Raw genomic sequence first — 14591 nt, forward strand, 5'->3', positions numbered from 1 at the left:
TGTGTTTAAGCATATATCCGTTTACCCGATTTCGCAGCGGCCCAGACGGACATCTCCCCAGAACAATTCGAACACGTCGCCGGATTCCGTCGGTCCTACGCCAGCCGGCGTACCCGTGAAGATTAAATCACCTTGGCCAAGGCCATAATGCTCGCCGATGTAATCGATGATGCGCTGAAGGGAAAAAATCATATCCTTCACATTCCCGCGCTGTACTTCTTCGCCGTTCTTCCTTACGGTAAAATCGATATCCGCCAGCTTCGCGGTCCCGGGAAACGCAATGGATGGCGTAAGCGGCGCGGAAGATTTAAACGCTTTTGCCGCGGTCCAAGGATGTCCCTTCTCTTTAATGACCGACTGTACGTCACGCAGCGTGAAGTCGATGCCAAGGGCCATCGTTTTTACAAGCTCGTCAACAGTCTTGCCTGGCGCATAATCCTCCGCAATCTGTATAACTAGCTCGCCTTCAAAATGAAGACTGCCGCGGTCCATCGGCAGCTTCAGCACGCTGCCATCCAATGGAACGACGGCATGCGAGGGTTTAAGGAAAATCATCGGCTCTTCCGGCACGGCATTGCCGAGCTCCGCCGCATGCAATTGATAATTACGACCAACACAATAAACGTTATTCGCTAGGGCACACATAACATTAAAACCTCCATTTTCTTCGCCAGAATGGAACTTTGGGTGCAATTTTATGGATAAAAATCTGCCCCCATGTATCGGGGCGGTTCGTACAGATCATGATGGCGGGATTCATGCGGGCGAGCGATCTCATGCTCTTCGCATCATCCACCGTCCAGGCCATGGGCGTAATGCCGTTCTTCACCAGATCCGACGCAAAGGCCGCATCCAGGTGGGAATAGCCGATCGATAAAAAGGAACATTTCATTTGCTTCAAGCGCGCCAGCAAATTGCGGGGATGCGCATCAATAATAAGTCCGGTTTTTACGTCAGGTTCCAATTCCTTGGCCTTCATCAAGGCTTTCGGCTCAAAAGAAGTAAGCACCACGTCCGAGAGCATCCGGTGGGCATGAATCCGCTCCAGAACGGCTTTCTCCAGGCCGGGATACATGTCGCCGCTCGTTTTAAGTTCGATGTTAAGTTTCAATCGTCCTTTGACAAGCTGCAGGACTTCATCCAGCGAAGGAACCTGCTCTCCCCTGAATTGGCGTCCTTTCCATTCTCCGGCGTCCATCCTCCGGATTTGCTGCCAGGTCAGATCCTTCACCTTGCCTTTCCCGGTCGTGGTCCGATCCACGCTATAGTCATGTATCACGACAGGGACCCCGTCCTGAGTCAATTGCACATCAATTTCCATCCAATGCACGAAGGGCTCATCCATCGCCATCTGAATGGCTGCGCGCGTATTTTCAGGTGCTTTACCGGAAAACCCCCGGTGAGCCACACATAAATTGTTCATGGTGGGACCTCCTTGATGTAAGGATTTAAAGAATTATTCCACAGCCTTTCCTGAGATGACTTTACCATCGAGCGCTATTTTGACGCCGCCGACGGATCGCTTCTCCACCTCTTTCAGCAAGGCTTCCGCTTCTTTGCCTTCAAGCGGGATGACCTGTCCGATCTCCGTACGGTAAGGCGTCAGCTTCAAGTCACAGTCTCCTTGCTTAGTGCATGATGCCTGGAATACGGCTGTTTTCCACGTATCTTCATTCGACGATTTGGTAAATATGAAATTACCGGTACTGTAAGCAATCCACTTGCCTTTGTACTGCTCCAATCCCTGCAGCACATGGGGATGCCCGCCGATAATCAGGTCGGCTCCACCGTCAATAAACGCACGTGACAGATTAATCTGGTGAACATTTGGCGTTTTATGAAGCTCCTCTCCCCAATGGGCAACCACGACCACCAGATCGGCCTTGGAACGCGCCGCGTTGATCGCTTCAACCGCCTTGGGCAGCACATGGTCATAAGCCCCGGCCACCCCCGGCCTGTTCTCCAGCGCGTACCAGGTCGTTTCCGGCAGCACACGGCTGAATCCAAGCAAGGCAACCGTCATGCCCTGAAGCTCGAAATACTGGGCCGCGAAGGCCTCTTTCTCATTCCGTCCTGCGCCCACATAACGGATATCATGATCCTTTAAATACTTCAAGGTATCCAGAAGCCCTTCTTCTCCCTGATCTAGGATATGATTGTTAGCCAGATTAACGGCCTCTACCCCAGCATCTCGGAGAGCCGGCAATACGTCCGGTGAGGACTTGAATACGAATTTCTTATTGGCAGCGCCAACGCCTCCGGTTGTAACCGGCGTTTCCAGGTTAAGTACGGTCAGATCATCCTCATGGAATGCAGTACCCAGATGCTTGTATGGATAATCGTACCCGTGATTCTTCAGCGCATCCTCCACTCTGCCCGAGAACAAGGTATCCCCGGCAAAATGCATGACCGCCCGCTTGGCGAGAGCAGAATCGGCAGGATCATCTGCTGCGCTGCCTTCTGGCTCGGTCAAATCGGAATCTGGGGGCTCACCAGTCTCCGTCGTCTTCGGAGGCATCGAATCCGTCCCCTCGCCGTCAGCTGGTTGTCCGGAACCCGGGTTACCCGCCTGCTCCCCTTCCATGCCAAACTCCGGCATACCGGGCGGATAAGCCGTTTGCTGAACAGGATCTTCCTTAAATTTAAAATGATAGACAAGCAAAGCAGCGATCATAAAAATCAGACATAAGTTAAGTACGATCCAAACCTGTCCGGTGCGCTGCTTACGGGCCTTTTTCTCGGCCTTGCTTTTCTCTGATCGTGACAGATGCATAGGTCACTCCTTTATTCACTTATAAGCTCGCGTAATAAGTCGCTCCCCCCATTATACCAGCTTCCCTATAAAGAATAGAACCCCCCGTCACCGGGGAGTTCCATCTCTAAGCATTCTATTCGAATTTCCGGTAATAACGGATTTACAGACCGATCAAGGTGATCACGGAATCGCTGAGCGCTTCCATGTATAGCGGATCGCTGTTCAAGGAGTCGATGCGCTCAAGCCGCATATCCATTTCCTTGGCAATGCTTTTGGCTTCAATATCCAGATCGTACAGAACCTCAAGATGATCCGAGACAAAACCGACCGGCGCAACCAGCACATCCTCGACCTGCTCTTCTTTATTCAGCGTTTGCAGCGTATCCAGAATGTCCGGACCCAGCCAAGGCTCCGCCGTCCGGCCAGCACTTTGCCATGTGAACTGCCACTGCTTGACGCCTGCCTGTTCGGCTACGGCTTTGGATGTCTCTAACAGCTGATCCTGATAAGGATCTCCGACGGACAAGATGCGTTCCGGGAGGCTGTGAGCACTAAACAGCACTCTCACGCTGTCACGGTCAGCCCCTGCTTCCTCGAACTGGTTCAGCTTGGCGGACACCCGGTCCGCAAAGGCCTCAATCAGTTTCGGATGCATGTGATAGCTCTCCACAAACGAGATCTCGAGTCCCAGCTCATCCGCTTTGGCTTGAGCTCGCTTCACGTAGGATCCGATGCTCATTGTGGAGTAATGAGGAGCCAGCACAATGCCGACTGCTTCCTTAATGCCGTCCCGCACCATCTGCTCAACGCCATCTTCGATGTATGGAGCAGCGTGCTTCAGTCCCTGATAGCATACAAACTCAAGATCGATCGCGCGAGGATCGGCATTTAATGTATCCTGCAGCGTGCGCACCTGTCGGTCCGTATTCTCCCGGAGTGGAAACACGCCTCCCACAATCGCCTCATAGCGGTCCGTAAGCTCCTTAAGCTGCTCCTCCGACGGCTTATTCCCGCGACGGATATGGGTATAATAACTTTCGATTCCTTCCATGCTCTCCGGAGTGCCGTAGGACATAACCAACACGCCAATCTTGTTCTTCATACCATCTCACCTCTGACTAATAAAATATTCAACATTTAAGAGCGTTGTGCACCTGCCTGCAGTGCCTGAGCGGAGTATTCGTGAATATACGATGTCAACTCACGCAGTTTCTCTAGCGAAGCCTCCGGGAATAAACCGTGCCCTAGATTAAACACAAAGCCGGGCTCCTGAATCCCCTGATCGATAATCTCCTTCGCATACTGCTGGATGACCGGCATCGGTCCGGTCAGAACGGTCGGGTCCAGATTGCCCTGAACAGCATACTTATGCTCTAGACGGCGGCGTCCTTCTGCAATGGACACTCTCCAATCAAGACCGATGACATCCGTTCTCAGATCCGTAAGCGTAGGCAGCAGTTCGCCTGAGCTCACACCTGGGAAATAAATTTTCGGAACATTCAGGTCCTGAAGCTCTGCAAAAATACGCTTAATGGTTGGAAGGACATACGTTTGGAAATCCTGTGGAGACAATGCCCCCACCCAACTGTCAAACAATTGAAACGCTTTCCCGCCGTTAGCGACGTGGGCGCGCAAATAAGCGATCACCATATCCCCGAGCTTGTCCATCAGCGAGAACCATACCTTCGGCTCACTGTACATGAGCTCTTTCGTGCGAAGATAATTTTTGGATGGTCTGCCTTCGATAAGATAGCTGGCAATCGTAAACGGAGCGCCCGCAAACGTGATTAGCGGCACTTCCAGCTCCTTATCCAGGATACGGATGGTCTCCAGGACATGTCCAAGATCTCCCTCGACATCAATCGGGCGCAGTTTCTCTACATCTGCCGCAGATCGGATCGGATTATCAATCACGGGACCGATATTTTTCACAATATCGAAGTCTACCCCGATCGAGGCAACGGGATTCATAATATCGGAATATAAAATAGCCGCGTCCACACCAAGCTTCCGTACGGGCATCAAGGTTACTTCTGCCGCCAGCTCTGGTTGACTGCATATTTCCAGTAAGGAGTACTTTTCTTTAATTTTTCGATACTCCGGGTCGTAGCGTCCCGCTTGACGCATGTACCATACAGGAACGTGGTCCACTTCCTGCTTACGGCAAGCGCGAATGAATTGATCGTTATAGGTCATGATTAGGCCCCCATCAATGTGTATAAAGTTTCCTAAATTTCATTATGCCCTTTTTAAAAGTAAGTAACAACCGTCTTACATGGACATCCTATGAAAATCGCATGACAATCTTATGACATTGTTAACATTTGGCACTTTTTAAATATGTTATACTGAAAGAACGGCATTTTTAGGGTAGTTCCACAATTCGCCCGGCTATTTCGGGCTCGACAGCTTAGAAAGGAAGTGAAGGGCACATTGACCAATTGGAAAATCAATCTCATTGTGCTTTGGTTCGGACAGTTTTTGGTCAACTCCGGGATGACCATGATCACCCCGTTCCTGACGTTATATCTGGCGCAAGACCTGAATGTCGTGGGAGACCGGGAAATAGGACTATGGGCAGGATTAATATTCGCCGCCAACTTCCTGACATCATTCATTTTTCAACCCATCTGGGGAAAGGTCGCAGACAAATACGGACGCAAAATCATGCTGCTGCGCTCCGGCTTCGGCATGGCTCTGGTCATTGCGTGCATGGGCTTTGCTACTCATCCATGGCATCTGCTGGTTCTGCGTCTGCTGAACGGTACCATATCGGGATTTAACCCTGCGGCCATATCGCTCGTATCGGGCACAACGCCCAAGAATCGAATGGGATTTGCGATGGGCATCATGCAGTCCGGACAAGTTGCAGGCACAATTCTCGGTCCGTTGATCGGCGGACTCATGGCAAGCTGGGTCGGATTCCGGCCAATCTTCTATATCACGGGCGGATTGATTTTTACCGCTTCGATGCTTGCCTTGTTCCTCGTAAAGGAAAATTTCAACCGCGAGCAGGCTGCCAAGGCGCCCCAGCCTTCGGTTATTGCCGGGCTCAAGGAGCTGAGCCACATTCCGCAGCTGCCGGCGTTATTCGCCGTCACGTTCCTGCTGCAATTCGCCATGATCAGTCCCATGGCGCTGCTTCCGCTGTACGTTCAGAAGCTTCATGGAACCGCGGTGGATATTGCGATATGGGCCGGGTTCGTTGTGGCGGTAACGGGGCTGTCGAACATGATCGCCTCCCCGATTCTCGGCAAGCTCAGCGACAAGGTCGGCGCGCACCGCATCTTGACCTACGCCTTGATCGGTACGGGACTCACGCTGATCCCGCAAGCTTTTGTTCAATCGGTATGGCAGTTGATTATCGTAAGGTTCATGATGGGCGTCTTCATGGGCGGTCTGCTGCCAAGCGTCAACGCACTGATTCGTTCTTATACGCCGGACGGCATGGAAAGCCGTTCCTTCGGCTTCAATACAAGCTCGCTCGCGCTTGGCAACATGCTGGGGGCGGTGATCGGCGGATTCTTATCCGGCTTCATCGGCATCGAAGGATTGTTTATTACTTCCGGCTGTCTGTTGATCATCAATATGATGTGGGTAAGAAGAAAGCTGTTTTCGCAAAAGCCTTCGCCCAAATATCGTTGATCCCCGGAGTCTGTCATCTACAGCTAGTTTGTCTCCCAATCCAAACAACAAGGGGCTGTCCCGTGGTCTGCATCGACCCGAGGACAGCCCCTTGTTATTATCGGCTTATGGTTTCATCATTTAACGCGTGCCAGGATAAGCCCGTCATAAGCAGGCAGCAGCGTGCTGACCAGCCTCTTGTCCGTCGCAATGACTTCATTAAACCGGCGTACCGCTTGAACCGAAGGACCGTTCTTGTCCGAGTTCAGCGTTCTGCCGCGCAAGAAACAGTTATCCCCGGCAATAAGGGCACCCGGATTCGCTAGCTCCAAAGCATACTCCAAGTATAGGGGATAGTTCTCCTTATCGGCATCAATAAAGAAAAAATCGAATGTTCGTCCTTCCTGCTTCAACGCTGCCAAACTGTCCGCAGCCGGACCGATCCGGTACTCCACCCGATCCTTGAATCCGGCCTTCTCCAGATGCCTGCCTGCAAGCTCTGCGTATTCTTCCTTCAGCTCGAGTGAGGTGAGCTTGCCGTCCGTAGGAAGTCCTCGGCACAGACAGATTCCGCTATAGCCGCCAAGGGCGCCGATTTCGAGAATATTCCTGGCGCCGGCAGTCTGTACCAGCATGGTCAGCAGTCGGCCATATGCCGGTGCCACCGAAACCTCCGGCATCCCCTGCTCGCGGATGGCCTCTATCACGAACTGAAGTTCTTCATCTTCAGGGTATAATTGGTTAACATAATCATCAGGGGTGGTAAGCAATGAAGCCGCCTCCTTTATCTTGATAAGATACGCTATTCCCGTTAAACCTAACGAGAACTATCATATGATAATTGTCTTAGTCAATGCAATCGCCTATACTATATAGATTGAACCGGCGGCGACTATCGCCGTACACATGTTAAATGGAGTTGACATCGTTAATGCCTCGATTACAATTAATCGCGACGGCCCCGATGGGGCTGGAAGCCGTTGTTGCCCGCGAGTTGAAAGAGCTCGGGTATACCGACATGGAAGTAGAAAATGGCAGAGTTACCTTTACAGGTGACCTGATTGATATTTGCCGCTGCAATCTGTGGCTCCGGACGTCGGACCGTATTCTCGTCAAGATGGGTGAGTTTAACGCCTTTACCTTCGATGAGCTCTTTGAAGGAACAAAAGCTCTTCCATGGGAAGATTGGATTCCGGCGGATGGAGAATTCCCTGTGGAAGGACGTTCCCATAAATCGCAGCTTAGCAGCGTTCCCGCCTGTCAGGGCATCGTGAAAAAAGCAATCGTGGAGAAGCTGAAGCTCTCTCACCATACGGAATGGTTCCCCGAGGACGGCCCCCGATATGTAGTCGAGGTTTCCCTCTTGAAGGATCGAGCCATCCTGACCCTTGATACCACAGGACCAGCCCTTCATAAACGCGGCTACCGCAAGCTGGTTACGGAAGCTCCGCTGAAGGAAACCATGGCTTCCGCTCTGCTGCAATTAAGCCGCTGGGGTCCGCATCGTCCGCTATATGACCCGTGCTGCGGTTCGGGCACCATTCTGATCGAAGCCGCGATGATGGCCTGGAATATTGCGCCCGGCCTGCGCCGCTCGTTCCCGTCCGAGCATTGGGATATGATCGGGGACAACCTCTGGGAGGATGCGCGCGAAGAGGCTTTTGACGCAGTGAAAGACGATATTCCGCTGCATATCGCCGGAAGCGATATCGACCCGAAAGCGATCGAAGTAGCCAAGGCCGCCGCCAAAAGTGCAGGACTTGCCGGCGAAATCGACTTTAGGGTTCTCCCTGCAGCCAAAGCCATCCCTGAGGGCGAATTCGGCTGTATCATCACCAATCCGCCTTATGGCGAGCGGTTAAGCGAGAAAGAGGAGGTTGAGCGTCTCATTCGCCAGCTCGGGTCCGTGACGCATTCACTCCCGACCTGGTCCTTCTTCGCGCTCAGCCCAACCAAGCAATTCGAGCATTACTTCGGCCGCAAGGCGGACAAGCGCCGCAAACTGTTCAATGGCCGGATCGAATGTCAGTATTATCAATACCTGGGCCCCTTGCCGCCGCGTAACAAATCGGCGGAATAACGTAAATGACACTTCTTGCAAAAGCCGCCCTCGGGCGGCTTTTTTTGCTCGGTCAACCGAGCCAAGCTATAATAAGAAGACTGCGTAAAAGGATGTTTTTTAAATAAAAAGGAGGATACCCACGTGCTCTCATCCCCATCTTGGAGCGATATCCGAAGCCGGGTCTCCAAAGGGCTGCATTACCGGAACACCGCATATTTATTATTCCTTATTCTCATGATGGACAAGCTGATCATGCTTGATCATCATCTCCATATTACCAACATGAAGCTGGATCAGGCAGACTATGTGATCGCTGTCGGCTCGCTCCTGCTGATCTCCTTCTGGACCTTGTGGCTTCCGCCAAGAGGCCGGCTTGCAGCTTTAACTTTATTAAATCTCTTATGGACGGGGATCCTGTACGCCGATTTGATCTATTACCGCTACTTCGATGATTTCATAACAGTGCCGGTGCTTATGCAAGCCGGACAAGTCGGTTCCCTCGGGGATAGCATCCGTTCCCTGATTCATGCGTACGATCTGTTCTTTTTTATCGATTGGCTTATTATTGTCCCGTTTACTGCCGTGATGGTATTCCGCAAACGGAGAACCACCTTGGAAACCTATACACTCCCGGGTGAATATCGTCAGCATCGGCGGAACCGGATCATTCGCCGGTTGGTTACAGGCACGCTCGTGTTCATCCTGGGCATCATCATGACTTTCATTCCGATCAAGAAAGCGTCCAATACATGGGCCGTTGGCCTCTTTGAAGGCAATTGGTGGAATATTACGCTGTATAATGTGACGGGACTGATTGGCTTTCACGGATATGATATCTACCGTTATGGACGAGATCATCTCGTGGGTCAGCCCAAGCTGGCAGAGGAAGAGGTCAACCAGGTCAAGGCATGGTTTGATGCCAAGCGTATGGAGCCGTCCGGTACGGGCGCCTTGTTCGGCAAGTATAAAGGCAGCAATGTCATCATGATTCAGACCGAGGCCTTTATGAATTTTGTCATCGGCCAGTCGATCGAGGGTCAGGAAATTACCCCTAACTTCAACCGATTGATGAAGGACAGTATGTATTTCAGCAATTTCTATCATCAAACCGGTCAAGGGCGAACCTCCGATGCGGACTTTGTCACGCACAGCTCCTTGCTTCCGCTCCCCACAGGTTCCGTATTCACGCGATATGCTGACCGCGAGTACGATACCCTTCCGGAGATTCTGAAAGAACAGGGTTATGGCGCAAACGTGTTCCATGCCTATGACAGCAGCTTCTGGAACCGTACCACGATGTACCGGGAAATGAATTACGACCGTTTTTACAGCAAGAAGGATTTTGAAATGAGCGATGTGCAGGGATGGTCATTGAGCGACAAAGCGTTCTTCGCGCAATCACTGGATCATATGAAAGGCATCAAGCAGCCCTTCTATTCCTTCCTGATTACGCTAACGAGCCATCATCCGTATTATGTCCCCAAGGATGCTGCGAAGCTGGATACGGGGGCTTTCGAAGGCTCGATATTCGGGAATTATCTGCAGTCGATCCACTATGTTGACGAAGCATTCGGCCAGTTCGTCGAACAGATGAAACAGCAAGGGTTGTGGGATAACACCATATTGCTTATCTATGGGGATCACGACAATTCGATCAAGGAAAAAGCGGACTATGAGAAGTTCCTGGGACGAGACCTGAATGCACTCGACATGGAGCAAATCATGAACCAGGTTCCCCTCCTCATCCGCCTGCCAGACGGAGGGCATGCCGGAATTTACCCGGAGGCCGCAGGTATGATGAACGTGACGCCGAGCATCCTTCATCTTCTCGGTGTATCGGATGAGCCGTACTACTGGATCGGCAGCCATCTGTTTGATGATGAACCGCGTCTGATTCCGCTGCGCAGCGGCGCTTTTTCCGATGAGAAGGTGTTCTATCTGCCCACCGAGACGGCCGGGCTTGAAGGTGGAACCTGTTACGATCTGACGACGCGTCAGCCAACTGACATCCAGGCATGCCGTGACGGATATGATGAGACACAGAAGCAGCTGCGGATATCCGATCAAGTGATCACGTATGACCTGTTGAAGTTATTTAAAGCACAGGGTGAAGCGAATCCCCGATAACCGGGCCTAACGTTAATAAATTTCAAATCTTATTTTGGCCTCTCATCGCTGTTTGATGAGGCTGCTTTAAACCAAAACAAACCAGGCTGATCTCACCCATCGGCCTGGTTTGTTTTTTGGGCTAGGCAGTGTCCGAACCCACACCAAGCTGGATTTGTGGTGGATCATCTGATTTACTGATTGCATTTCATGTCAAGCTCCGCGGATAACCGACTCAGAATGGTTTCTCCGGCTGACAAGCGTTCCGTACATTAGCAAAAGCCCCATCAATGCCAGGCTAGCTACAATCCCCAGCGTCATATAGGCAATGTCAGGCGCAAAGAGTCGTATGGATTTCCAAGGGGAGCTTGTCAGACGCGCGAAGAGCGGAATGATGCCAGCTGAAATCGCAAAGAGAACCAAACTCAGCGGAAGCGTGAGATATAACTTCAAGCTGCGTTTCTGCATTCTTAGCAGCATCCATATCACGATAGCGAGCAGAATGATCAAAGTTACCGCTAATCCCCAAATCACCGGATGGATTCCGGCGGAAGGCGGTTTCGGGTCTTGTCCGTCTAACATCCCTCTCAAATCCTTGGAGACCTGAATCAATTTGGCTTCCTCCAGAATGTGGTCCTTGTTGGTTAAAATAGCGGCCCCTACGCCTCGTTCAGGGATGAAGAAGATTTCCGCCCGTGCTTCCGGTGTTGATCCGGAGTGCCATACCAGCCTCTCGCCTTGTTCCGTCTCGCTTATTCTCCAGCCAAAACCATAGGCACGATCCGGTCGATGCTGAACTAAAGGCGACAGGAGCAGCTCCTTATATTCCCGACTAAGCACCCTGTCATTATCTTGGAGCAAAAATTGGAGATACCGCGCCATATCTTCGATACTCGCCGAGATATAACCATAAGAAGCACCGCTGTTGTCATAGGGGACGCTGCTCACTCGCGGATAGCCGAACCAAGATTGATACCCATGTTCAAATCCTGTTTGAACCGCCCGCTCCTCATCGGCTGCAGCCGTACTCATGCCCAGCGGGCCAAACACATGCTTCTCCATATAATCGGCATAGGATTGACCCGACACCTCCTCCAGAAGAGCTCCCAGAATCATGTAATTGGCGTTACTGTATTGATGTTGTTCCCCTGGTGGTCTGCTAAGCTTCGTATTGGAGAGATGGCGCACATTCTCTTTCAGGGCAGAAGCATCCTTCGCACCCACATCAGAAAACACCAAGCCTGAATATGTACTATATCCGCTCGTCTGAGCCAGCAATTGCCTTATCGTTATTGATGACACCTCGGAAGACGCTTCGTCTGCAAACCACGGCAGATAGGTCCCAACGGATTCATCCAAATCGACCTGACCCGACTCCACAAGCTGGACAATCCCTAACGCCGTCATGGATTTGGAGAGAGATCCGAGTAAAAATGGAGTTTTGGAGCTGACCGTACTGCCCTCTGCTGTAACACCATAACTGTTCGTAAACACCATGTCCCCATCCTGAACGATGACAACGGAAAGGCCCGGAATATGATATTCCTCCATCGCCGCTTTCATGTAGAGATCAACCTTATCAGCCATAACTTCTTCCGCTTCAACAACGTTCCCCCATGCCGGAAGCACGAAAGCCAGTACGGTTAATACGACATACGCCCACTTCTTTCTCACAATACGTTTCCTCCTTCTGTAAACGGGAGGGAATGTCTATGTTTTCTTTTACCGAAGACGTGGACCAGAATGGTAACGAGCGCCGAAATCGAAAGGCTTAATACGATCAACATCATATTCCACCACGTCTGACCGGATATTCGGTACAGCAGATTGAAGCCGGTTATCTCATACCCCTTCACCCATGCCGTCGTTAATGAAAAGGAAAATAACAGCTGACATATGATATAAACGGCCGCAAAAACCAGCGAATATTTCAGAACCCCCCATACGCCAAGCCGCCCGCTGCGCTGTCCCGGTGATTCTGCAGAAACAGACTCGAGGTCCATGGCGTCTTGCACTCTAACCAAACCTTGCACCTCTGCATAATCCCTGACATACATATCGGGAGAGCCCAGATCTTCAAGACCATACTCCCCGTGCTCCCGGCTTGCCTCCAGATGTTCCCGGATCTGTTCGACAACGGCTTCCACCTGGTTTGACGTCATTTCGTACCGTTTCAACTCGCGGCGAACGTCCGCGATAAATTGTTCTTCTTCATAGGATAATGTCATCATCTCTGGCTCTCCTGTTCCACGCCATCTGCCATTCGCTGTACATTCGATGTAAGCAATGATCGAATATCCTGCTGCAGCTCCTGCCACTCCTGGATTTTCTTATCCAGAAACAAATCTCCGCTTGGCGTTATTTCGTAATACACCCTGGCTTTGCCGCTCTCGCTAAGCTCCCTCGTATCGGTCACCCATCCCTGATCTTTTAGCTTGGACAGGATGGGATAGATGCTTCCTACTCCCTTCAACTTCAGTCTGTGTTTCTCAAGCTCCTTCATGATCTCGTAACCATAACTCTTGCCATGACTCAGAATGGCCAATACGCACATCTCCAAATGCCCTTTTATTAAACTTGTTCTATCCATGACAACAATTTAACAGAATTATATATCGGAATCAAGTATATAATTCAGATACGTATATAAATTAAAAAAAGCCCGTTCATTAGCTCGAAAGCTATTGAACGGGCTGCACAGGATCATAAACTACTTTTTAGCTGAACGAAGCTTGGACAGACGTTCCTTCTCTTCGCCTAACAACTCTTCCGCCAATTCCACGGCGTTTCGGTTCCCCTGCTCAATCACTTGGGCGACCGCTTGCTCCGTATGGGATAACGAATTCTCCGCTTGCTGAATCAGCTGTTCCGTCGGGTGGGACATTGCCGAGGATACGGCACGGTGCAGCTTCTCCACGGAATCTAGCGCACTGTTGCTGGGACTGTTGGAATGAAGACTGGAATCGTGACTGTTCATGACGGATGCTCCCTTCTAAAGTTGTTGTTCCTGTTGCCCTCTTAGCATGGATGGCTGAGCCAGGAACTATACCCGGAGAATGGGAATATCTGCGAAACTTCGATTCTGATGTAACAAACAGCCGGTTGTTTGTTATTTCACAAACGGCAGCGCCTTTGCTAGCACTTCATCTTCTGTAGGCGCGCTGACATAACGGCCATTGATATACATAAAGGCGCGTTTGCCGCAAGGACCGCAATAGGATTTGCAGCCGATCTTAATGTCGGCATCCGGTACCATTTTCTTAATTTTCGGTATCATTGTCTTTAACTTCGTATGTCTACACTTCTCGCAGACGCGAATATCATTAGCCATTGTACATTACCTTCTTTATTCTGAAGTAACCTAGTGGTCGCCGTGATTGCCCTGGGACGGGTTCGTAATTACAAAGCCTTCCTGAGGAAAATAAAGATAGTCGATTTTGACGCCGTCCAGGAAAGGTTGTCCCGCTTCCAAAATGACGTCGATCTCTTTATCTGTGGATACGATAACATCATTTTCCTTCGGCGTATCCAGATCCAGACCGTAGTGGGCATGATCGCCATGCGCATGGGTTACCAGTACGCGAATTTTCTTGTCCTTGTTCTCTTCCTTGTCCAGCTCTCTCTTTAACACCTTGGCGGCATTACGGGTAATTTTACATTTCACGTATATTCATCTCCTCACGGATGTTTCATTCAATATGTTATTGTAGACCCCTGCCGGTTTTTTCGCAAGGGTCCTGTCCGTATTGTTACATCCGAAAAGCTCGTTTACCGAACGCGCTTTGCGGGACCCTGATCCTCACCGAGCACACCTGGATATTTCCGCTCGACGCGGGATACGAACCAATTCATCAGCAGCATCGTGACTCCGATATCGTCGATCGGCAGCAAAGGCATAAAGTCCGGCAGCACCCAGTACAGCACAACCGGAACCAGAAATAACAGCTTGTCCCCGAGTGTAACCCGCGAAGAGGCTAAATAACCGAATATCCGCTGGAATACGTGCGACCAGCGCCGATGCGACCATAATCTTCTCCACTTCAT

At 50.9% G+C, this 14591-nt stretch carries 16 protein-coding genes; 3 read left to right on the plus strand and 13 right to left on the minus strand.

What is annotated here, in order from left to right; translation table 11 throughout:
* Window positions 1–21: 21 nt before the first annotated feature.
* The 5 genes from ACQKPA_RS04320 to hemE all read right to left on the minus strand — a co-directional run bounded on the left by ACQKPA_RS04320 (window position 22) and on the right by hemE (window position 4951).
* Window positions 22–645, minus strand: coding sequence for a fumarylacetoacetate hydrolase family protein (locus ACQKPA_RS04320; protein ID WP_427489663.1), 624 nt, complete (start codon window positions 643–645; stop codon window positions 22–24).
* Between the two features lie 4 nt (window positions 646–649).
* The gene (locus ACQKPA_RS04325) at window positions 650–1423 is read right to left on the minus strand and encodes a glycerophosphodiester phosphodiesterase (protein WP_427489665.1); all 774 of its coding nucleotides are present in this window, start codon (window positions 1421–1423) and stop codon (window positions 650–652) included.
* A 33-nt stretch (window positions 1424–1456) separates the two neighbouring features.
* Window positions 1457–2773, minus strand: a complete 1317-nt coding sequence (locus ACQKPA_RS04330) for a CapA family protein (protein WP_427489667.1) — start codon at window positions 2771–2773, stop codon at window positions 1457–1459.
* Between the two features lie 142 nt (window positions 2774–2915).
* Window positions 2916–3857: a ferrochelatase gene (gene hemH, locus ACQKPA_RS04335; RefSeq protein ID WP_427489669.1), complete on the minus strand. Its 942-nt coding sequence runs from the start codon at window positions 3855–3857 to the stop codon at window positions 2916–2918.
* A gap of 35 nt (window positions 3858–3892) precedes the next feature.
* Window positions 3893–4951, minus strand: a complete 1059-nt coding sequence (gene hemE / locus ACQKPA_RS04340; RefSeq protein WP_427489671.1) for a uroporphyrinogen decarboxylase — start codon at window positions 4949–4951, stop codon at window positions 3893–3895.
* 237 nt (window positions 4952–5188) lie between these two features.
* On the opposite strand from hemE, the gene ACQKPA_RS04345 reads away from it, so the two are divergent.
* Complete coding sequence (locus ACQKPA_RS04345) at window positions 5189–6400, plus strand: MFS transporter (RefSeq protein WP_427489673.1); 1212 nt, start codon at window positions 5189–5191, stop codon at window positions 6398–6400.
* Between the two features lie 116 nt (window positions 6401–6516).
* Here the strand turns inward: ACQKPA_RS04345 and ACQKPA_RS04350 are convergent, their stop codons facing one another.
* Window positions 6517–7149, minus strand: a complete 633-nt coding sequence (locus ACQKPA_RS04350; RefSeq protein ID WP_427489675.1) for an O-methyltransferase — start codon at window positions 7147–7149, stop codon at window positions 6517–6519.
* Window positions 7150–7310: 161 nt separating this feature from the next.
* Here ACQKPA_RS04350 and ACQKPA_RS04355 point away from each other — a divergent pair, with 161 nt between their 5' ends.
* Both ACQKPA_RS04355 and ACQKPA_RS04360 read left to right on the plus strand, forming a co-directional pair.
* A complete protein-coding gene (locus tag ACQKPA_RS04355; RefSeq protein ID WP_427489676.1) occupies window positions 7311–8459 on the plus strand; it encodes a THUMP domain-containing class I SAM-dependent RNA methyltransferase in 1149 nt (382 codons plus the stop codon).
* 123 nt (window positions 8460–8582) lie between these two features.
* Window positions 8583–10568, plus strand: a complete 1986-nt coding sequence (locus tag ACQKPA_RS04360) for an LTA synthase family protein (RefSeq protein WP_427489678.1) — start codon at window positions 8583–8585, stop codon at window positions 10566–10568.
* A gap of 192 nt (window positions 10569–10760) precedes the next feature.
* Here ACQKPA_RS04360 and ACQKPA_RS04365 read toward each other — a convergent pair whose 3' ends face one another.
* From ACQKPA_RS04365 to ACQKPA_RS04395, 7 genes are all read right to left on the minus strand, one after another.
* The gene (locus ACQKPA_RS04365) at window positions 10761–12221 is read right to left on the minus strand and encodes a serine hydrolase (RefSeq protein ID WP_427489680.1); all 1461 of its coding nucleotides are present in this window, start codon (window positions 12219–12221) and stop codon (window positions 10761–10763) included.
* Entirely contained in the window at window positions 12218–12778 is a 561-nt protein-coding gene (locus tag ACQKPA_RS04370) for a hypothetical protein (protein ID WP_427489682.1), read from the minus strand. Before ACQKPA_RS04370 ends, ACQKPA_RS04365 begins: the two co-directional genes overlap by 4 nt.
* Window positions 12775–13137 (minus strand): PadR family transcriptional regulator, encoded by a 363-nt coding sequence (locus ACQKPA_RS04375; protein ID WP_427489684.1) that lies wholly within the window; start codon window positions 13135–13137, stop codon window positions 12775–12777. Before ACQKPA_RS04375 ends, ACQKPA_RS04370 begins: the two co-directional genes overlap by 4 nt.
* Before the next feature lie 120 nt (window positions 13138–13257).
* Window positions 13258–13524, minus strand: coding sequence for a hypothetical protein (locus ACQKPA_RS04380; protein WP_009593780.1), 267 nt, complete (start codon window positions 13522–13524; stop codon window positions 13258–13260).
* Window positions 13525–13656: 132 nt separating this feature from the next.
* Window positions 13657–13878, minus strand: a complete 222-nt coding sequence (locus tag ACQKPA_RS04385; RefSeq protein WP_076325704.1) for a DUF1450 domain-containing protein — start codon at window positions 13876–13878, stop codon at window positions 13657–13659.
* Between the two features lie 30 nt (window positions 13879–13908).
* Entirely contained in the window at window positions 13909–14211 is a 303-nt protein-coding gene (locus ACQKPA_RS04390) for an iron-sulfur cluster assembly accessory protein (RefSeq protein WP_194543907.1), read from the minus strand.
* A 104-nt stretch (window positions 14212–14315) separates the two neighbouring features.
* A complete protein-coding gene (locus tag ACQKPA_RS04395; RefSeq protein ID WP_427489687.1) occupies window positions 14316–14591 on the minus strand; it encodes a hypothetical protein in 276 nt (91 codons plus the stop codon).

This window comes from Paenibacillus sp. NPDC093718, assembly GCF_050279985.1.
GTDB lineage: Bacteria > Bacillota > Bacilli > Paenibacillales > Paenibacillaceae > Paenibacillus_AQ.